The sequence below is a fragment of the Lacrimispora sphenoides genome (genome assembly GCF_900105215.1).
Classification (GTDB): Bacteria; Bacillota; Clostridia; order Lachnospirales; family Lachnospiraceae; genus Lacrimispora; species Lacrimispora sphenoides_A.
In genome coordinates this window covers 2,939,583-2,960,595 of record NZ_FOIP01000001.1, presented here as the reverse complement: position 1 = coordinate 2,960,595, position 21,013 = coordinate 2,939,583, and the positions used below count along the sequence as shown (strand labels likewise).

Below are 21,013 nucleotides of genomic sequence, written 5' to 3'. Positions count from 1 at the left end.
AAATTGAAAATGATAAAATAATGAATTAGAATAAAAGACAAGTACTTTAGAAAAAAATTATATCTGTCATTATAAACCAGTAAATCAAGGATGTAAATATAAAAATCAACCTTTCCATCAAAAATAATTTTCAACTTAATTAGACATGGAGCCAACGGTATTATGGCATTTATCCTTACCATGTAAGAGATGAATAGAAAAAAGAGGATACAATTTAGTAGACACCCAATGAAGAAGTAAATTGGGCAGTCGTCAAGCGGAAATACATTATTTCAAAGCCGCTTTATATTTCATTACGGTAAATAAGTCCTCTAACTGACACTCATCGCTCATATCACAAATAAGTGGTATTAGTTTTCCGATCATTGCGGCATTTCGCAACTGCATTTTTAATTCTTCTGCGATCTCCAAATCCATTACGCCAGAGCATGTCTTCTCAGTGAAGAAAAAAGATAACTTGAAAAAGCCTTCCCAAACAGAAAGCCAAAATATAGTCTTTTTCCGTTTGCTGCCTTTGCAAAGCCATGCCTTCCCATCCTTGTAATACCGCCAGTCAAGTGACATTTCGGGAAAAGACTCTGACAGCCTGTACAGAAACTGTTCATATGATACGGAGGCTTCCCTCAATGCTTCATGGATAACTTCAGAAGTAGGGAAAATATTTACATCTCTTAATAATTGCTTTGGCATAATATACATCCTTTCTCTATGGGCAATGAACAAACCTTTTATTTGCGTAATACCATTCAGGGTTATTATGGTTCTCCAAGTCTGATGAGTAATCAAGAATGATTTTTCAGACCAACTTATTGCTCAGTTTCCTAATCCTCGGTATCAATACAAAAAGGATGACCGGAAGGGTCCAACATGGTTCTGGATGTATTAAAAAATTGATAACCCGCTTCTTTTGCACCACATTCAATCGCATGTTTCACTCCTTCATCAAGATTGTCTACCAATAAATCAAGATGAAGCATTTGCCCCTGTCTTTCCGGTTCCCACGGCCAAACAGGAGGGTTATAGCCTTCCACCTCTTGGAACGCAATTACTGAACCTGTAGGAGATGTAATAGCGGCCCAGCCGTTTGCCTGCGGATGCGTCCATTCCCATCCCAAAAGCTTACTATAAAAATCAGCCATAATACCTGCATCAGCACAGTCAACGACAATATTTATCCTGTTAATTTTAACACGATTGCTGCTTTCCCGGCTCATAAATATCCTTCCTTTCGTTACCTATATTATATAACATAATAGTATCCAACCATCCAATGATTCGTTAAGCAGCCATATCCTTTCGCCCAATTACACAATATAAATATAACATTCATTGTCTACGCGTAGGGTATCAATGCCATGAGCACGGTTTTTAATGCCCTGAATTTGTGTTTTGAAAATGAATGTAATAGGTGACGTGATAAGTGAGATTAACCAAATTGACCAATTGAAGCTTCATTGCGTACATTTAAGCCTTGACGTACTTTTTTTGCGGATATACTCTTCATCTATAGCGGAGTAACCGGGTCGCATCACGCCAATTTATTTCTGCTGCTGCAAATATTTACTGACCGTTCTCTGAAATATTTTTATGCTGCTGTCAACATTTTTATTTTCCTGCAGAATCTTGGATACCTCCCCATCGGCCAGATTCATGATCTGCTGGTACTGCAATAGCTTAGACTCAATGATACCATCCTCAATGACATTATACAGCAGGGTGCTGCTGATTACCTGTTCTCCCTCATCCATGTCCTCCTGTATGATATTTGCCCCTTCTTTAGAGGAAGCTACACTCTTTAAGGCTGGAACTCCCTGAGAGTATAAGTATACATCCATCTGCATTTCCGTACTATAGGTCAGCTGTTTCAAAAATTCCCATGCCAATCTTTCATGCTTTGTCTTGCTGTTGATCCCCATCAATAGTGCATCTACCTTCGATATGTTTTTTCCTTCCCTTCCCGCCGGGAAAGTGATACAGTCCCACTGAAACCTGGTGTACTTTTTGATCCGGTAAGGATAGGTCTTATAGGTACGGTATTCCGCAAAGGTCAGTGGCATGAACGCGACCCTACCCTCATTAAAATCTTCCTGGGTAACGCTCTGTCCCTGGTTTAGGTCATTCAGCCGTTTGATATATTTGATTGCGTCCAGGACCCGGCTGTCGGTAAAGGAAATCTGTTCCTGGTTTTCGTCATACAGTTTTCCTCCACTGGTGTAAAACGCATCCCGCCAGCTGTAATTATAAGTGCCGAACTGATCCAAAAGTCCGTCCTTATCCGTATCTTTTGTCACCTTCCTGCATATTTCATACATATCCTCCCAGGTCCAGTCCTCCCTCGGCATCTGGATCTTCTCCTTTGCCAGCAGAGATTTATTTACAAACATGAGAGTGGGTACTGTTTCATAGGGAAGAGCATACTGACGTCCATTGCGTTGCCCCGTATTCAAGGCCGTGGTAAAAAAATCCTCTTTATGAAAGGTATTATCTCCTGTCATCAGCTCATCTAAATCCTTCATAACTCCCAGGGAAGTGAACTTGTCAAAGTCCGAATCCAGAACCATGAACACATCCGGCATCTCCCCTTCCAAAAGCTTGCGGGCACACCATTCCGAATAATCCTCTTTCGCAATTCCGCTGTAATAATGGATCTTCACATTGGGGTGAGATTCCTCAAAGCGTTTCACCGCTTTGTCTATGATCTTAAAGCTGTTGGCACTGGCCACATCCCAGTTGCTCCCTGTGAACATGCCGAATTCCAGAACTGTTTCCCTATGCTGATCGCGGTAAATCAAGGCCGCTGCAGTCAGCGCCCCTATGAAGGCACTCATGCAAAGGCGCTTTCTCCACTTCCCCATTCCTGTTTCCCCTTTGTTCTTCTATTTATATACTAAGTTTCTATCCGCTTTCTTACATTGGTCTGGACAGCCCAGATCGCCAGCTGGGTGCGGTCCCTTAAATCCAGCTTGTTTAAAATCGTACTCAGGTAATTGCGGACCGTTCCCTCAGAAAGGTTCAAGGCCTTTGCTATTTCCTTGTTGCTGGCCCCCTTCTCCACCTGGGCGATGATCTTCCATTCCGTTTTAGTCAGTTCGTCCATATTTTTCTCCCGGACAGATATGGTATCATCCGCCTGGGCCATCTGAGAAAAGAAACGCAGTACCTTTGTTGCAATATCCGGATTAATCATCGCCCAGCCATTGTAAACCGTTGTAATGGCTCCTACCAGCTCATCCATGGAAACCCCTTTCAGCATGTACCCGCTTGCCCCGTATTTTAACGCGTTATACACGTATTCGTCATCATCAAAGGTGGTCAGTATAATGATCTTAATTTGTGGATAGCTTTCCTTAATGATCTTTGTGCACTGCACTCCGTCCATCTTTGGCATCCGCACATCCATTAAAATCACATCTGGCACGTTCTTCCTCACGCACCGGATCACCTCCTGGCCATCTGCAGCCACATCGGTCACCGTCATGTCCTGCCTGCTGTTTAATACGATCTGCAGGCTCTGACGAATCAATTCCTGATCATCCGCAATCAATACTTTAATCATAAGTCTCCCCCCTCCGAATCGGTATTCTTGCATTGACGATGAACCCATCGCTTCCATCAAACGTCACAACTCCGCTTAACATTCGGATCCGCTCTTTCATGTGCTTTGTTCCGAAACCGTTTTTCATTTCCTTACAGCCGATCCCATTATCCTTAATCTGAATCAGGATGTCCTGATTTTCTCTTTTCATGGTGATCCAGATCTCCCTGGCATGTCCGTGGCGCATGGCATTGGTGATCCCTTCCTGAACCACACGGTAGATGGCATTTTCCTCATCTTCATCAAACTTTAGGTTCTGGACCCTGCAATCAAAATAGATCCTGGTTTCTGAGACCGCATTAATATCCGTGACCATTTTGTTAATCGCATATTCCAGGCTGAAACGCTCCAAGGCATCCGGCCTTAATTCGCTCACCGAGCGGCGGATATCCTTTATCCCGTCTCTGGTGACCTTGGAGATCAGCTCCAGCTGCTTCTTTGTTTGCTCCGGGGAAGTCCCGATGATGGCAAGGCAGGCATCGATCCCAGCTGCGATCCCGGTCAGGGTATGGCCCAGGGTGTCATGTATTTCCCTGGCCAGACGGTTCCTCTCCCTTGTTTCAGCCATTTTTTCAGCCATAAGAGAATATTTTTGAAGCTGCTCATTGACCTCCTGAAGCTTTTCATTGAGTCCGTGAATCTCATCTAAATTTCCCTGCTGCTCGTTGATGATGTTAACACAGTATACAACAAACACAATGACATTTAATGATATTAAAATGTTGTATACGCTTAAAAGGTACTGCTGTACCGATGCGCTGTAATAAGAGATGTAATCCTGGATGGAATACAGACGGTAGGAAATGGATAATAGCTCATAATCTGCCAATATAAAGCTTCCGATGGCAACGGCGGCCAGGATATATCTGGATTTCCCGTTCTTCACATACATGATGACATTGGAAAATACCAGAAGCAGGATCCCGTTATAGTTAAAATTTAAAAGAATGATGATCATAAAGCAAATGATGAAATCTGCTACCAAGCTGGTAAGGATGACCTTGCTGTTATTGGGAAACAAACGGTCGCGAATCACCATGCTTAAGGTCAGCAGTCCTAAAAGAAGGGCACAGAGCCAGATTTTTGCATAAGGATACCATACGATCGCCTGGATCCCGTTTAAGAATTCCCTTGCAGCGTACGCCCTGCGGATTTTTTCAATAGTCCGGTAAATAAATATGCTGATCCCCATGACCGAGATCATGTTTAAGGCCAGAATCCCCACCTGAAGGAGGCCGATCCGGCTGTTAATTTTTTCTGCTTCCATCTCTTCTACCTACTGCCAACCGTCAATTTCGTAATTATCAAGATTGTCCTTTGTAATCAATGTGCTGGGCAGGCTTATGTATTTTTCCACCGGTTCACCTGCCAGATACCCGTAAGCCGTTTCCGCCGCCACCCTGCCGATAGACTTAGGGCTTTGGGCGCTGGTTCCGGTTACATAGCCCATATCCAGGATCGATTTAAAATCAGGGGAACCGTCGATCCCGTAGATCAGGATTCCTTCCTCCCGCCTTGCCTGCTGCAAAGCCGCGAGAGCTCCCAGAGCCGTTGGATCGTTGCCGCCCAGGATGACATCAAAGTCAATGTTTTTACGCAAAATTTCCTCCATCACTTTGGAAGACACCTCAATTTCACCGGCAGCTGCATGACGGTATACCACCCGGTAATTGTCATTGCCTGCAATTGCATCGGTAAATCCCTGGGAACGGTAGGTGATGGACATTTGTATGGGATTGTCCAGGATTATTATATTGGCGGATTTCTTCCTCTTCATCATATCCAGGGCGCAAATCTGCCCTGCTTGATAATTATCCGTTTCTATGATGGATATGACAGAATCCCGGTCCTTTACCGCGGTATCCACATTGATGACGGCAACTCCTGCCTCTTTGCAGGCATCAAGGGCAGGGGTAACAGCCTCCCAGTCCACAGGATTTATAAACAGCATGCAGATTCCCTCATGAATCAATTCCAAAATCTGCTCATTCTGTTTCTCCTGGTCCTGTAGGGGGTCCCTGGTGAGAAGAATATCCCCGTTGGCTACAACCACTTCTTCGATTCCCTGGTTCAAGACGTCAAAATAAGGGTTGTTCCTTGTCATATAGGTCGCCCCAAAAAGGAGGGCCTCGTGTTGTCTGGGGTCTAACTCATTTCTTCTGCATCCGGGCAAAAGGGCCAATATTGCTATGACCAGAATGAATCGCCATGTCCTCATCTTCATGTATTTCACTCCTCAAATGCGGTTTTTTTCATTATATCATACATCCGCAGTGCAGCGAACGAATCCTGAGGATTCGTTCGCTCACGGGCATTCGCCCTATGAAATAGGACAGGGAAAGATTTTCTTATGTGCAGGCAAAACGAAAATCTTTCCCTGTCCTATTTCGCACTGCTCTTTGCTTTCGTGGATATCACAAAAAGCGTCTCTCCGTTAAGGAAACGCTTCTTGTAAGGATGTGGGTTTTAATCCTTCTTTTTATTTCTTAAATAGTCGATGAATACAGCCAGGAGTATGACGATTCCTTTTACTACATATTGCCAGAAGGAATTGACATTCATCAGATTCAGCCCGTTGTTTAGAACACCGATAATAAGGCCGCCGATAATGGTTCCGCCGATCTTTCCGGAACCGCCTGCCATGGAAGTACCTCCTACCACTACTGCTGCAATGGCATCCATTTCCGCTCCGTCACCTGCTGTAGGCTGCCCGGAGTACATGCGGGAGGCCAATACCACGCCGGCAAGACCCGCCATAATACCGGAATATGTATGAACCAGAAGCTTTACCCTGGCTGTGCTGATGCCGGAAAATTTCGCCGCCTGGGCGTTGCCGCCCACTGCGTAGATATGGCGCCCCAACTTAGTCTTGTTCATAATAACCGCAGTTATGATCAGGACAAATACCAGAAGTATGACTGGCGTTGGAACTCCTCCGATGTAACCGGCGCCGAGAAACTGCCATTCCTTTGTAACCACCCGCACAGGTGAACCGCCGGTATAGACATATGCCAGACCCTTTGCCACGTTCATGGTAGCAAGGGTCACTATAAAAGGCGGAATCGTGGTTTTGGAAATGACCACACCATTCATCATGCCCACTGCCATGCCGATGAGGATGCCAATGATGACAGCAGCAAATATGGGAAGGTTATAGCGGGCCACACAGCCGGCAGCTACACAGCCGGACAAAGCGATGATAGAACCGACGGAAAGATCGATGCCTCCCAAAATGATGACCATAGTCATGCCGCATGCCAGGAATAAGTTCGATGAAATCTGCCTCAGCACATTGAACATATTCTTATGTGTCAGGAAGGCACCGCTTGTCTTTGGAAATACGGATAAGAAAATACACAGGATCAGCAATGCCCCGATAATACCGATATTGTCTTTTAAGTATTGTTTTATGTTTTTTTGAAGTCTTGTTGCCATTTGATTTTCCCCTCTTTCCTACTTTGCTGCCAGCTTCATGATCTCTTCCTGAGTGACGCTCTCCTCATGGCTGAAACAGCCTGTGACCCTGCCGTCGCACATGACATAAACCCGGTCGCTCATATTTAAGATCTCCGGCAGCTCGGAGGAAATCATGATGATCGACATGCCGTCTTTTACCAGCTCGTTCATGATCCCGTAGATCTCTGATTTTGCCCCAACGTCCACGCCTCTGGTAGGCTCGTCAAGAATCAGGATCTTAGGAGAAGTGGCAAGCCATCTGCCGATCATGACCTTCTGTTGGTTTCCGCCGGACAAGTTTCCCATTAACTGCTCCTGAGACGGAGTTCTGGTGTCCATCATATCAATATATTCCTGAGTGATCTTTTCTTCCTTTTTTGAATCCACCCAGATTCCTTTTATAAATGATTTAAGCACTTCAATGGTAGAGTTAAAGCGGACGGTCTGCACCTTGTAAATTCCCTCCTGCTTCCTGTCCTCCGGCACCAGAGCGATTCCGTATTTCATGGCATCAACGGGAGATTTGATTTTCACTTCCCTGCCTTCCACGTAAATCGTTCCGGTAGAACCCGGGGTAAGGCCGAAGATGCATTTTATGGCTTCACTGCGCCCTGCCCCCACAAGTCCTGCAAATCCTATGATTTCTCCTTTGCGCAGCTCAAAGCTGGCTCCCTTTACCATGTTTCCGTCTGCAATATTTTCACATTTTAATACTACTTCGCCTGGTTCCAGATAATCACGGGTATAGTACTTGGTCAGCTCCCGGCCGACCATCATGGCGATCAGCTTATCTCTCGTCGTATCCTTAACAACTTCCGTTCCTACAAAAGCACCATCCCGCAATACGGTCACCCTGTCACAGATCTGCTCCAGTTCATCCATTTTGTGGGAAATGTAAATGATGCCTACGCCTTTCTTTGTCAGCGCCCGCATGGTCTTAAACAGGAACTCCACTTCTTTATCCGAAATAGAAGAGGTCGGTTCATCCATAACCAGGATCTTTGAATGATAGGAGATTGCTTTTACGATCTCCACCATCTGCTGCTGGGCGATCGTCAAATTCTTAACGAGTGCATCTGCATGAATGTTCATATGATAGTCATCAAGTAATTCCTGGGCGTCCTTTTCCATAGCTTCATGGTTGATCCAGCCGCCCTTCCCCGGCTCCCGTCCCAGAAAGATATTTTCCGCTACGGTCATATGAGGCACCAGTACCAGCTCCTGATGAATGATGGAGATACCGTTTGCATGGGAGGTATTTACCCCGTCAATAATCACCATCTGGCCATCAATGAAAATCTCCCCCTCTTCCGCTATATAAATGCCGCCTAAAACCTTTATCAGCGTAGACTTTCCGGCTCCATTCTCCCCAAGAAGCGCATGGACCTCACCGGTACGGAGTTCTAAATCCACTCCTAGAAGCGCCTTTACTCCCGGAAAGGATTTATGGATATTTTTCATCTGAAGCAGAATCTTTTCGCTCATAAACTCACCTGCCTGTTCTAACGATTGCTTTGTCTTCTGGGATTTACCGTTTTAAAGCGCCCGGAGGGCGTCCCAAACCCAATGTTTCTCCTGTTTTGAGACACCCTCCTACAGCACTTTCCATATTTCTTTTACTGCCAGCCGTCTGTTCCGAAATCCTTTACATTATCAGATGTGATCAGGAATGTTTCTACCGGATAACGGTCATCTACTTTATCACCATTTAAATAGGAATACATAATATTGACTGCAGACTGTGCGATCTTAACCGGAGACTGTGCGCCGCTTCCTTCAATAAGGGAATCGCCAGAAGCCATCTCTGCCTTGATATCAGGAGAACCGTCTACGCCGTAGATCTTACAGTCCTTGATTCCTGCTGCATTGGCTGCTGCCAGAGCTCCAAGTGCTGTCGGATCGTTGCCGCCGAAGATGGCAACTACATCGCCGTGTGCCTGGAGAAGGTCTTCTGCTATACCCATGGCAACCTGTAAGTTGCCCTTAGCATCCTGCTGGGCTACGATGTTAAAGTTATGTCCTTTAATTGCATCCAGGAAACCGTTGGTTCTGTCGGTTACAGAATTCATGGTAGGGGAATCAAGTACAATGATATCTCCGCCCTCCGGACATTTCTTAACCAGGTCTTCGCCACATACGAAACCGGCATTATAGTTATCGGATCCTGTGTAGGAAATCAGATAAGACAAGTCAGCCACTTCCGTATCAAAGCCTACGATGGGAACATTTGCCGCCTTTAACTGATCCAGGGCCGGCAGTATGCCTTCCGCTTCCGCCGGGTTCATGAACATGGCATCAATACTCTGGGAAATCAGATCCTCCACCTGAGTGATCTGAAGGGTTACATCATTAGCAGGGTCCACAGAAATAAGCTCATCGCCCTGGGCCTCAACCATTTCCCGCATGGTCTTCTCAATGGTAACGAAGAAAGGGTTTGTACCATCCATACAGGTATATCCGAATTTGTAGTGTTTGCTTGAATCTTTTTTCTTCACATTGGCATCAGCCATATTGACGCCGGATTCAGATTTTACAGCTGCCTTTGTCTCTGCTGCTGCTTTTGTCTCTGCTGCCGTAGTGGCAGCTGCCGTAGTCTCAGGCGCTTTCGTCTCTGGCTCCCCATTGCTGCACCCTGCCAGAGAGATTCCTGTAAGAGCTGCACAAATCAACATTGCCGTTAATTTTTTTGTGCTTTTTTTCATGTTACTTCCTCCTTGTACACAATATGTTCGTTGTATTTGCTACATTTTTATCTTATCATGAGTTTATTTTTAAAACATGTGCACAATGTAATGAGTTTTATATGACAAATGTAACATTCTTATGCTGCTCTCTTGAGAATCCGGGTTTTCCAACACCTTAATCCGCTGCCGGATATTCGTTGCAAAGAAGACGGTAGGGAGGCTCATCCTCTTCAATTTCCGGGAAACGCCCGGCAGGCAGGTAAAACCGGTTATCCCCATTGTCGTCGTTGCACATGGAAACCTCTCCCAAAAGTACAGGACCGGTTCCCGGCTCCAGTTCAAAATCATGGTACAATCCCGGATAGATGGTAATGCTTTCTCCCGGACACAGCTTTACCTGGGTCCCTGCAGCCACCTTGTATTCCCGCCCGTCACTGTGAACGGTCACATCTGTATCTGCAAATTCCCCATCTGCTGTGGACTCATAGACACGGATGAGCACATTTCCTCCGCCCCGGTTGATAATGTCCTCCATTTTCGTCCAGTGAAAATGCATAGCTGCGAATTGCCCTTCCTTAATATAAAGCAGCTTTTCCGCATATGGCTTTGTATACTTCTCCATGTTCACATTTCCGTTTCGCAGTGTGATCAGAGAAAATCCCACCTTATCAAAGTCGCCCATTCCGAAATCCGTAATATCCCAGCCCAGCATATTATCACGGATCTCATCATAGTCATGGCCTGCTTTCTTCCACTCTTCCGGCGTAAAATGGCAAAATGGGGGAAGGGCAAATCCGCATGCCTTAGCCATCTCTTCCATATCCCTTAATGCTTTGTTAATTTCTGAACGTTTCATCGGAAACCTCCTTATTCCAAATTGGAAAATACTTTTATGGTATGAAGCACATCCTTCTTCATGGCTTCAATTCCCCATAAGGTCACATCATGATAATATACATATCCTTCCGATTCCATGGCCTTTTCTTTTACATGCATTCCGCCTACCTTCGCTAAGTATGTATAATAATTGATCTTGCGGACGCCGTTATTAATGCACTTACGGAAGTCCTGGTCACTGACACCGGAGCCTCCATGCATGACAATGGGAAGTCCGATCCTGCTTTTTATCTGACTGATCCGGTCAAAATCCAGCTTAGGTTCCGTAATGTAAAGTCCGTGAACCGTTCCAAAGGAGCATGCCAGGGCATCGATTCCCGTGGTTTTTACAAATCTCTCCGCCTGCTCCGGGTCCGTATAGCAGCCTTCCGTGGCTTCTCCCTCTTCTCCCTCTCCTATACTGGAGAATTCCTGTCTTCCCATGGCGCCGATTTCCGCTTCCACAGATGCCCCGTATGTCCCTGCCATCTCAACTGCGATCCGTGTGTTGGCTGCATTCTCCTCAAAGGACAGGGCAGAACCGTCATACATGACTGAAGTAAATCCCATATCCAGGGCCTTCTTCAGTATGCTTAAATCATCGCCGTGATCCAGATGCACTGCTACCGGTACAGAAGCTCTTTCTGCCATCATGAGCATAATAGGACCTATGACCTTCATGGGGATGATGGCCTCATGCACCGGAGCAAATTGCAGGATTACCGGCTGGTTTAATTCTTCCGAGGCTTCAAGCACCGCCTGGATCCCTTCCAGGGAAGTAATGTTAAATGCCCCTATTGCTATGTTTTTTACTTCCGCCAGTTCTAAAATTGCCTTCATTGTGATCAGCATATCTTTTTCCTCCTGTTTTATAGTTTTTATTATGGGTGTATGATGTTCTGTTGTTCCCACCCGTTTTGTATCTTTTCTCTAAGAGCCTCAAAGGGCAGAAGTCCGCTGATGGCATCATAAGCCGTCACACAGGAAGCTCCTGTTGCCGCTGCAAGCTCCAGACATTCCTCCGGTCTTGATCCATCTAACATTGCCTTTATAAACGCAGCAATGCTCGTATCCCCTGCTCCGGTAGCTGAAAGGATGCGGTCAGGGACAAAGCTGTTCTGGAAACAGGCAATTGCGCCCCAGCCTTCCAAAAAGTGCTCCGGTGCGGTCTTTAAATACATGCCGGCCGCCCCACATTTTATCAATACGGTTTTTGCTCCCAGATTAAGCGCCCGGTCCGCAAGGACCTCCACATCCTCGCTTAAGGAAAGTATGGATGTAACGTCCTCTCCGCCTGCCCTTTCCTGCCATTTGTCATACAACTTTTTGTCCAGCATGTACCCCAGTTCTTCAATGCTTGGAACAAAGAAATCCACGTAAGGTAGCACAGATGCCAGGATCCTCTCCCAGTCACAGCCAGCCGCCTCAGAATCAGGATCAACTGCCGTTAAATCCAGGGATGTGGTAAGGGAAAGCTCCTTGATCTTCCTAAAAAGGCTGACTAGTTCTTCTCCGTTGTTCTCGTAAAATCTGCGCATCAGCGTGGGATATCCAAAATGAAAATGGGAAGCCCCTGACACCTGCTCAAAATCCACGTCCATGCAGCAAAACGTATCATTGCAACCGGGATCATGGATAAAAAACCGGTCAAAACCCTTTGGAGCTATCACCACCGTATAGGATGTGGATTCCCCCTCCACTGCCGGAATGCTGCTCTCACATCCGCTCTGCCTGATCTTTTCTTTTAATATCAGGCCGAAGTCATCATTTCCGACCTTTGCCATCAAAAGCACGTCAGCTCCTAAGGCATGAAGACCCAGCCCCGTATTGGAAACAGCCCCGCCTGTGGATATCTGTGCCTTTCCCACACGCAAAAGCTTTCCCGGACGCAAAAGAGCAGAAAACTTCTGATCACCGCTATTGTTAAATACCGGCGTAATGTCCAGGGAAATATGTCCGGCCACTATAACTTTTTTCTTCCCTTTCTGATATTTCATGTTTAACCCCCTTTCTCTGTAATCATCATAACAACTCCAAGGAAAAAGTCAATATTTTTTATGCATTTATTACTAATGTAATTAGATATATGACATTTGTCATGTGTATATTGCACAATATTTTTGTATTTCAAATCACTTTTGGCCCGCGTCGAAGCTTCTGAATCAAATGTTCAAATTTTTTTTAAAAATACCTTTTATTTTTTATTAAAATGTTTTTATATTCTATCATTAACACTCTTTTTCTTTAGATTGACAAACAATAATCTTGTATTATATAATGATCCTTGTCGATATTTGTCAAAAAATGGATGGCGGGATTCTGGTAAAACCGCCGCCTGGAGATGTTCACAAAATATTGATTCATATTGTATACCGAAAACGGGGCTTCAGACGTTGTATGTATACACCAGTTCGTGTTTTGAGGAGCATGACAAACCAAATGGAAACGATTATACATAAAAAACAGATGAAAAGCAGATGAAAAACTAGGAGGTATCAGTATGAAGAAATTCAAAGACTTCAGCATCACCAGAAAATTACTTACAGCCTTTCTCAGCATGGTATTTATTATGCTTGTGATCGGCATCACAGGGGTTTGGGGCATGTCCCAAATCAACAAGAAGGACACCTTTTTGTACAAAGAGCAGACGGTTCCCATGAAGGACTTAATCATTGCCACCAAAAATCTGTATCAGCTTCGTGCAGATGCCAACGCTATGGCCAGCCATGCCGGTGATACCATGGAACTGGAATCCCTGGAGAAAAGCTATGTGGAAGCAAAGAACAACTTTCTTAGTAGTACCGCCGAGTACCGGACAAGTATCAAGAATTCAGAAGCTCTCGCTTTAATAGACGAGGCAACTCAATTATTTACGGATTCCTTTGATCCCTCCATCCAAAAATGCTTAAACGTAGCCAAACAAGGGTCTAAGGACACGGCATTACACGCTTTCGATAATGAGAAGGACAACATCCAAAGGATGTTTGACAACTTTGACAAGCTGGTGGATGTCCGGATGAGGGTGGCTAAAGAGACCAGTGAAAACAACGATTCTACCGCGTTCATCCTGACGGTTGTTCTTTGCCTCATCATTTTAGCAGGAACAGCCATTGCCATATACCTGGGCTTAAGAATTTCCCGCATGATCAGCCTGCCGATCGGGCAGATTGTAAAGGCTGCCGATAAAATCGCTCTTGGGCATGTGGATGTTGACTTAAAGGATGTTAACTCCAAAGATGAGACCGGTCAGCTTGCTGCCTCTTTTACCACTATGCTGGCTGGCATCCGGGATCAGGTGCTCATTGCCGAGAAAATCAGCAACGGAGATTTTACACAGGAAGTTCCCCTTCGTTCTGAGGAAGACGTGCTCGGACTTGCCCTTCGTAAGATCGAGAAGGATCTCAACCGGACTCTGCTTCTTATAAACACAGCAGCCGATCAGGTAAACTCCGGCGCCGGACAGGTATCCTCCGCAGCACAGGCCCTGGCTTCCGGTTCTACGGAACAAGCCGCAACCGTGGAAGAGCTTAACGCTGCCATAGCCACAGTAGCAAAACAGGCCAGCCAGAATGCGGATAATGTCCGTTTGGCATCTGAGTACGTAGAACAGAATGCAGCCGGAGTCAACGAAAGCAATATACGCATGCAAAGCCTGAATGCATCTATGAATAAGATCAACGCAACTTCCGAAGAAATTTCCAGCATCACAAAAGTGATTGAGGACATCGCCTTCCAGACAAATATTCTTGCATTAAATGCCGCCATTGAGGCCGCCCGTGCCGGCAGCGCCGGAAAGGGGTTTGCAGTAGTAGCGGATGAGGTTCGGAACCTTGCGATCAAATCTGCGGAAGCGGCAAAGGAAACAGCAAACCTCATCGTTCATTCCGTAGAAGCCGTTACCGAAGGCAGAAAGATGTCAGTTGATGCCGCTAAGATCCTTCAGGAAGTGGAAGAAAAATCAAAGTTTTTGGAACAAGCGATCCGGGAAATTGAATCTGCTTCTTCCCAACAGGTGGTTGCAATCGACCAGATTAACCAGGGCCTGTCACAGGTTTCTGCAGTCATACAGACAAATGCAGCAACCGCAGAAGAAAGCTCCGCTTCCAGTGAGGAGCTGGCAGCACAGTCCGAGACACTGCAGCAGGAAGTTGGAAAATTCAAATTAAATGGAGAACAAACGGATTTTCATAAGGAATACGTTCCTTCCTTTGAGAGCGCGGAACCGGAATTTTATACAGGCACTTCAACACCCTATGATTATTCCGGCAAGTATTGATAAGGGGAACAATCTCAGATTACATAGGGCTGCCATAAAATAGCCTCACAACAAAATTGTAAATAAAAAATGAGCTTTGATTGGTCTAATTGCCACACTCAAAGCTCATTTTTTTATTCCGACTCTAATGCAAACTTATTTATTAACAGGCTTTTACATACCTTCTTCATATGCCGTATCAAACCATTCCAGGCACAGCTCATGCCAGTCCTCCCATGCCTTTTGCTGCTCTTCCTTTAGTTCCTCGTAGCGGCCGGACTCTTTCCACGTTTCTTCCTTCCAGAAATCTTCCGATCCCAGCCACCTTTCTTTCATCTCCTCCATGGCAGCTGTCAATTCCATCACCCTGTCTCTTGCCGGCAAAAGACGTTCCAGAACCAGACCAAGCTTCCAGTCCATGTAGGCTTCTTCCACCGGTATCTCTCTTAACCTATGTTTTTCTGCCTTGGGGACTGCGCGCATTCCGGCAATCAGAGCCTGCTCCTCCGCCCTGATCTGTGCCGAAAGACCTTCCCCCTTCACTGTCCTTCTGCGACCTTCCAGATAATGCTCATAACCGAAAGGATAGTAAAAGGCGGACTGATTCTCAAAGATGAGAACCGATTCTGCCACCCGGCTTAAAAAATAACGGTCATGGGATACAAACAAAATGGTGCCCGTATAAGCCCGGAATGCAGATTCCAGGGTCTCTTTTGCCCTGATGTCCATGTGGTTGGTCGGCTCATCCAGGATCAGAAAATTCGGTCTGCTCTGCAAAAGCTCAGCCAGAACAAGCCTTGCCTTTTCTCCTCCCGACAGGAGGCTCACCCGTTTTCCAGCCTCTTTTCCACCAAATAAATATGCCCCCAATATACTCCTAACCTCTTTTTCTGTCAGGGAAGGGAACAAATCATGAAAATGCTGGGCAACGGATTTATCAGAGTCTATCTCAGAAGAATGCTGGTCAAAATAGCCGATGGTAATCTGGTTTCCCAGAGAATACTCCCCGGAGAGCGGAGGAATAAGACCTGCTGCCGTTTTTAAAAAGGTACTTTTTCCGGCCCCGTTTGGACCCAGGATTCCTATCTTCTGTCCCCTTCGGATCCTCATGGTGAGTTCCATGAGAGGATGGTCATAACCGATTTTCAAGTGTTCCGCTTCAAAGACCCATTTACTCCCTAAAAAGGCTGGCTCCAAAGGCCCTGTGAACATGTGGATATCATCTTCCACCGGTTTCACTGCCGGGCCCATCCGTTCCATTGCCTTCCTTTTTGCTCTTGCAAATGAGGCTTTCCGGGGCTTATTCTTAAACCGTTCCACTAAATCATTTAAGCGTTTGATCTCTTCCTGCTGCCGTTCATAGACCTTCGTCTGTATCCTGACCGCTTTCCTCTTTTCTTCCCGGTAATGGGTATAGTTTCCAGGGTAACGGGTAAGCCTCTTTCCCGACAATTCATATACCACAGATGCCGTCTGGTCCAGAAAAAAGCGGTCATGGGATACCATTACCACTGATTTTTCATACTGCTTCATATACTGCTCCAGCCATTCCGTAGCCTGAACATCCAGATGATTGGTCGGTTCATCCAGAAGCAGGATATCCGGTTTTAACAGCAGATAACGGATAAGGGCAATCTTTGTCTGCTCTCCGCCGGAGAACTGGGAAATCCTTTTTTTCTTATCTTCTTTTGTAAATCCAAACCCGGTAAACAGCGTATCATATTCCCGCTCATATTCAAACTGCTCCCTGGCAAAGGGATCCCTGGCAGGACAGGAGGACAGCAGTTCTTCCTCTACTGTCCTGTCCTTATCATCAAATGCCTGTTGCTTTAAGTATCCGATTGTCAGTTTTCTGGAACTGATGATTCCAGGGCCTTGCCGTTTATCATCCCGGTCTAAATCCACTTCCCCGGCTATCAGTTTTAAAAGTGTGGTTTTTCCGGCTCCATTATTACCTACCACCGCTATTTTTTCTCTGCCGTGTATTTCAAAGTCAATATGTGACAGAATCAGGCTGCCTCCGGCAATGACTGTCCCATCCTTTATCTGATACAACATCTTCAAATTTTCCTGTTCTTAAATTAATTTTATTCTGGCTTTCGTTTCTCATGAAGCTATAAGGAATCATGGACCTTGGCCCGCGCGCTTCTGTCCCGGACAGACTGGTACACCGGTACCAGGAAGGTGGCTATGAGACCTCCTGCAAAGCCATTGTTATAAAGGTTCATTCCGCCGTAAACAATGCCTACATTAAGCGCAGCGGCAGAGTGTAAAAATCCGGCTATAATACCCGCTATAATGCCGAACTCACCGGCAATCGGTGCAAGGGTTGTCGACAATAAAAGTGCAAGAAGAGCGTTGGGATCCGTAATGCTCCAGTTCTGAATCGCTCCTCCAAGTACCACTCCCATCATGATAGGGAGAATGTTTCGCAGGTGCTTTCCTGTTGCACTGAAGCCTACAATGGTGAATATCCCTCCAATCGTAGGTCCGTTTAACGCACCTCCTGACATAACAAGGAACAATGTTGCTACAATTCCGTTAATTCCCATATTAAGGAGTGTAGGCCCAAATCCCTCACTCTTTACATAATCGGTTCCGCTGAGACCATAGGTTTTCAGTATTTCCAGATAACGCTTTCCAACATTCTCTGATAACAGGAATGCAAATATTATCATACCAAAAAACAAAAACAGAAGCAACCTTGCAAACAACTCATTGTTGCCCTCAAACCAGATCAGTCTTGTCTCTATAGTGATTCCAAAGGACTTCATCAGTGATACAATCACTGTGGCAATGATGCCGGCAGAAAATCCCACATTATAGAGAGAATATCCCTTGTGGGCGTAATGCGTATGAGTGGACAAGGGCGGAAGTACAAATCCAATTGCCAATCCTACAAAAATGCTCAAAATCAGCCTGGACGCCAAATGTAAATTGCCGATCTGCATGATCTGAGTGATGATCGGGGACAATGAGGTCCCGTAAAAGCCAACATAAATATAACGTGTAATGGAAGTTTTGTGATAATAAGAATACAGGCAGATGCCCAGCATGATAGCCCATATGTTCATGATATTTTTCCCAAACAAAGAAAAACCAAACATAAGAAAGCATGAGGTTATAGTATGGCCGCTCATCTCCATACCAAGAAAATATACAATTGCAATACTTAATAAGGTTAATACACCCGCATTAACAAAAGCAGCTCCTACGCCGCCAATAGCAAAATAATCCGTAATCAGGAAATCTGGCTCCCTGACAATTGTAATGATACCCCTCCAGATTTCATCGAACGGCTGCAGTAAGAGGCCTGCAACAATAAAATAAATCGGCACCAGGGCAAGAATTTGGAATTTCGTCCGCCTGGACAGCGGTCCGCAATTTCTCACTTTTAGTGAAAGTTGTCCTGTCATGTGTCGTTCCTTTCTCCTATATTTAATTTTATGTACTGAAATATTTTAACATTTTTAAAAAAGAGGTTCAACACTTTTTTTACGGTTGAACCTCTTTTTTAGAAGTAATTATTTCCTGTTTTCTTTTATGATTTTTGTTAACTGTATGATGATCGTAGGAATGACTGCAAGACCATATATGATGCCAATCTGGCTGGCTGTTAGAGGAGCTACGGAAAACAGCTTTTCAAGGACAGGCACAAACATAACAAGGCTTAACAGGAAAACTCCTGCAAGGAATGCTCCAAGACTGTACCAGTTGCTTGCAAAACCCAACCGGAAAATAGACTGGCGGCTTCTGCAGTTAAATCCGTGGAACAACCGGGAAAGGGTCAGGGTACAAAAGGCCATGGTGCTGGCTGTGGCTGCACTGCCCTGCTTTAATCCGATATGGAAAGCCGTCATGGTACATACGGCAATCAGAGCGCCCTGCACCAGTATCTTAAGCATAAATTCTTTGGACAGGATTCCCTCTTTTGGATCTCTTGGCTTCCTGTTAAGCAGTCCGTGCTCCGCAGGCTCCATGCCAATAGCGATTGCCGGAAGTGAATCAGTCAGCAGGTTAATGAACAGCAGATGAACCGGTGCAAAGGGCACAGGAAGAGCCATAATCGATGTATACAGGACGGAAAGGATTCCCGCCATGTTGCCGGACAGCAAAAACTGAATGGCGTTTTTTATGTTCCGGTAAACATTACGGCCGTTGGCAACTGCCTTTATAATGGTTGCAAAGTTATCATCTGCCAGAATCATAGATGCAGCATCCTTGGAAACCTCCGTACCGGTGATTCCCATAGCCACTCCGATGTCGGCCTTCTTTAAGGCAGGCGCATCATTGACTCCGTCTCCTGTCATAGAAACAACATTTCCCCGCCTCTGCCATGCGTCCACAATTCGGATCTTATTTTCCGGCGAAACTCTGGCATATACGGAAGTCTTAGTAATATTTAAGTCAAGCTCTTCATCGGTCATTGCGTCTAATTCCGCGCCGGTAACAGCCATATCTCCCTTTTCAAAAATACCGATCTGTTTTGCTATGGCAGTTGCCGTTATCTTATGATCTCCGGTGATCATTACCGGCCGGATTCCTGCCCGTTTGGCATCGGCTACCGCATCTTTAGACTCTTCTCTCGGCGGGTCAACCATGGAGATAAGCCCAATAAAGATAAAGTCGTTTTCTGATTTTAAGGAAAGCACATGGTCTTCTTCTACTTCCTTATAGGCAAAAGCAAGCACTCGAAGTCCATTCTCTGAAAATCTCATATTCTGCTCCAGGATATTCTCCCGGTCTTTTTCTGTCAGTTCCCTGACTCCTTCCGAGGTACGGATGTGGGTGGTCCGGTACAGCAATACATCCACCGCACCCTTTGTCAGTATGGTAGGAACTCCATGGAGCTGGTATTTGGTGCTCATCAGCTTCCGGTCGGAATCAAAAGGAATCTCTTCCAGACGGTGCATCATTTCCCTGATGAGATCATGACTTAAGCTGACTTTTCCTGCCATTTCAAGAAGGGCATACTCCGTAGGATCTCCGATCCCCTTTCCTTCTACAATAGAGGAATCGTTGGTCAGCAGTGCATCGTAAAGCAGATACCGGTGGAGCTGGTTGCGAAGGTCTAACTCATCCGGTTGACAGACTTTGCCATCCACATAGATATCCTTTACAGTCATCTTATTTTGGGTCAGGGTTCCGGTCTTATCAGAGCAGATGACGGAAACGCAGCCAAGGCTTTCCACCGCCTTTAATTCCTTAATAATAGCATTTTCTTTTGCCATTCGCTGTGTTCCCATTGCCTGTACAATGGTTACGATGGAGCTTAAGGCCTCTGGAATCGCAGCAACTGCAAGAGCCACAGCAAACATCAGGGAGTCTAAAAGTGGCATTTTACGATAAATACTTAACAGGAACACCATGGCGCAGATCACCATAATGACCATGGCAAGCCGGCTGGAAAACTGATCCAGACTGATCTGCAAAGGTGTTTTTTTCTCCTTAGTCGCATTCATCAGGCTGGCGATCTTTCCGATCTCCGTATCCATTCCGGTTCCGGTGATAGCTACAACCGCTCTGCCATAAGTAACCAGGCTTCCGGAATAAACCATATTGGTCCGGTCTGCCAGAGGTGCTTCTGTATCAAGAGTCCCTTCTTCCTTATCCACATTGGTAGATTCGCCGGTTAAGGAGCTTTCGTTTACCTGCAGGGAATAATTATTAAGGATCCGTCCATCAGCCACTACCATATCTCCGGCTTCCAGAAGCAGGATATCTCCGGGAACCACACCTTTGGAAGCGATCTCTACCTTTTGTCCATCCCGGATCACCTTGGCAGTTGGTGACGATAAGGACTTTAAGCTTGCCAGAGACTTCTGGGCCTTTTCATGCTGCACGGTTCCAAGAACTGCATTCAGCACAATAACCGCTACGATAACGATGGTACTTTCTGCATTTCCTGAAAGCATGGAAATGACAGCCGCTGCAATCAGAATGACCACCAGCAGATCACGGAACTGCTCGGCAAATACTTGAAGGGTGCTTTTTTTCTTTCCCTCCTCCAGAATATTTTCTCCCTTGCTGGCAAGAAGTCCGGCTGCTTCTGTTGCACTTAAGCCTTCCTTTGACGTATGAAGCGCTTCTAAAACTTCTTCTTCTGTTTTCTGATACCAGTCTTTCAAACTTTCCTCCATTCTGCTG

16 protein-coding genes are annotated in these 21,013 nt (G+C 45.6%); 1 reads left to right on the top strand and 15 read right to left on the bottom strand.

Annotated elements, in window-relative coordinates; translation table 11 throughout:
- Positions 1-267 precede the first annotated feature (267 nt).
- From BMW45_RS13480 to BMW45_RS13425, 12 genes are all read right to left on the bottom strand, one after another.
- Complete coding sequence (locus BMW45_RS13480; RefSeq protein ID WP_166433349.1) at positions 268-690, bottom strand: DUF3788 family protein; 423 nt, start codon at positions 688-690, stop codon at positions 268-270.
- Between the two features lie 131 nt (positions 691-821).
- The gene (locus tag BMW45_RS13475) at positions 822-1,214 is read right to left on the bottom strand and encodes a VOC family protein (protein WP_092244438.1); all 393 of its coding nucleotides are present in this window, start codon (positions 1,212-1,214) and stop codon (positions 822-824) included.
- Between the two features lie 324 nt (positions 1,215-1,538).
- Complete coding sequence (locus BMW45_RS13470) at positions 1,539-2,855, bottom strand: ABC transporter substrate-binding protein (RefSeq protein WP_092244436.1); 1,317 nt, start codon at positions 2,853-2,855, stop codon at positions 1,539-1,541.
- A gap of 32 nt (positions 2,856-2,887) precedes the next feature.
- Positions 2,888-3,556 (bottom strand): response regulator transcription factor, encoded by a 669-nt coding sequence (locus BMW45_RS13465; RefSeq protein ID WP_025234410.1) that lies wholly within the window; start codon positions 3,554-3,556, stop codon positions 2,888-2,890.
- Positions 3,549-4,862 (bottom strand): sensor histidine kinase, encoded by a 1,314-nt coding sequence (locus BMW45_RS13460; RefSeq protein WP_025234411.1) that lies wholly within the window; start codon positions 4,860-4,862, stop codon positions 3,549-3,551. Before BMW45_RS13460 ends, BMW45_RS13465 begins: the two co-directional genes overlap by 8 nt.
- A 9-nt stretch (positions 4,863-4,871) precedes the next feature.
- Positions 4,872-5,819 carry a sugar ABC transporter substrate-binding protein gene (locus tag BMW45_RS13455; protein ID WP_092244434.1) on the bottom strand — a complete coding sequence of 316 codons (948 nt, stop codon included), beginning with the start codon at positions 5,817-5,819 and terminating at the stop codon, positions 4,872-4,874.
- 242 nt (positions 5,820-6,061) lie between these two features.
- A complete protein-coding gene (locus BMW45_RS13450) occupies positions 6,062-7,030 on the bottom strand; it encodes an ABC transporter permease (protein ID WP_092244432.1) in 969 nt (322 codons plus the stop codon).
- Between the two features lie 18 nt (positions 7,031-7,048).
- On the bottom strand, positions 7,049-8,536 hold the full coding sequence (locus tag BMW45_RS13445) for a sugar ABC transporter ATP-binding protein (protein ID WP_092244429.1): 1,488 nt from the start codon (positions 8,534-8,536) through the stop codon (positions 7,049-7,051).
- A gap of 131 nt (positions 8,537-8,667) precedes the next feature.
- Positions 8,668-9,753 carry a sugar ABC transporter substrate-binding protein gene (locus tag BMW45_RS13440; RefSeq protein ID WP_092244426.1) on the bottom strand — a complete coding sequence of 362 codons (1,086 nt, stop codon included), beginning with the start codon at positions 9,751-9,753 and terminating at the stop codon, positions 8,668-8,670.
- Positions 9,754-9,910: 157 nt separating this feature from the next.
- Complete coding sequence (locus BMW45_RS13435) at positions 9,911-10,591, bottom strand: D-lyxose/D-mannose family sugar isomerase (RefSeq protein WP_092244424.1); 681 nt, start codon at positions 10,589-10,591, stop codon at positions 9,911-9,913.
- Positions 10,592-10,602: 11 nt separating this feature from the next.
- Entirely contained in the window at positions 10,603-11,463 is an 861-nt protein-coding gene (locus tag BMW45_RS13430; RefSeq protein ID WP_092244421.1) for a class II fructose-bisphosphate aldolase, read from the bottom strand.
- Between the two features lie 29 nt (positions 11,464-11,492).
- Positions 11,493-12,608, bottom strand: a complete 1,116-nt coding sequence (locus BMW45_RS13425; RefSeq protein ID WP_092244418.1) for a carbohydrate kinase family protein — start codon at positions 12,606-12,608, stop codon at positions 11,493-11,495.
- Between the two features lie 503 nt (positions 12,609-13,111).
- On the opposite strand from BMW45_RS13425, the gene BMW45_RS13420 reads away from it, so the two are divergent.
- On the top strand, positions 13,112-14,887 hold the full coding sequence (locus BMW45_RS13420; RefSeq protein WP_092244415.1) for a methyl-accepting chemotaxis protein: 1,776 nt from the start codon (positions 13,112-13,114) through the stop codon (positions 14,885-14,887).
- A gap of 153 nt (positions 14,888-15,040) precedes the next feature.
- On the opposite strand, the gene BMW45_RS13415 is transcribed toward BMW45_RS13420, so the two are convergent.
- From BMW45_RS13415 to BMW45_RS13405, 3 genes are all read right to left on the bottom strand, one after another.
- Positions 15,041-16,924, bottom strand: a complete 1,884-nt coding sequence (locus BMW45_RS13415) for an ABC-F family ATP-binding cassette domain-containing protein (protein ID WP_092244412.1) — start codon at positions 16,922-16,924, stop codon at positions 15,041-15,043.
- A 56-nt stretch (positions 16,925-16,980) separates the two neighbouring features.
- A complete protein-coding gene (locus tag BMW45_RS13410; protein ID WP_092244409.1) occupies positions 16,981-18,282 on the bottom strand; it encodes a DUF1576 domain-containing protein in 1,302 nt (433 codons plus the stop codon).
- Between the two features lie 108 nt (positions 18,283-18,390).
- Positions 18,391-20,994, bottom strand: a complete 2,604-nt coding sequence (locus BMW45_RS13405) for a cation-translocating P-type ATPase (RefSeq protein WP_092246476.1) — start codon at positions 20,992-20,994, stop codon at positions 18,391-18,393.
- Positions 20,995-21,013: the final 19 nt, after the last annotated feature.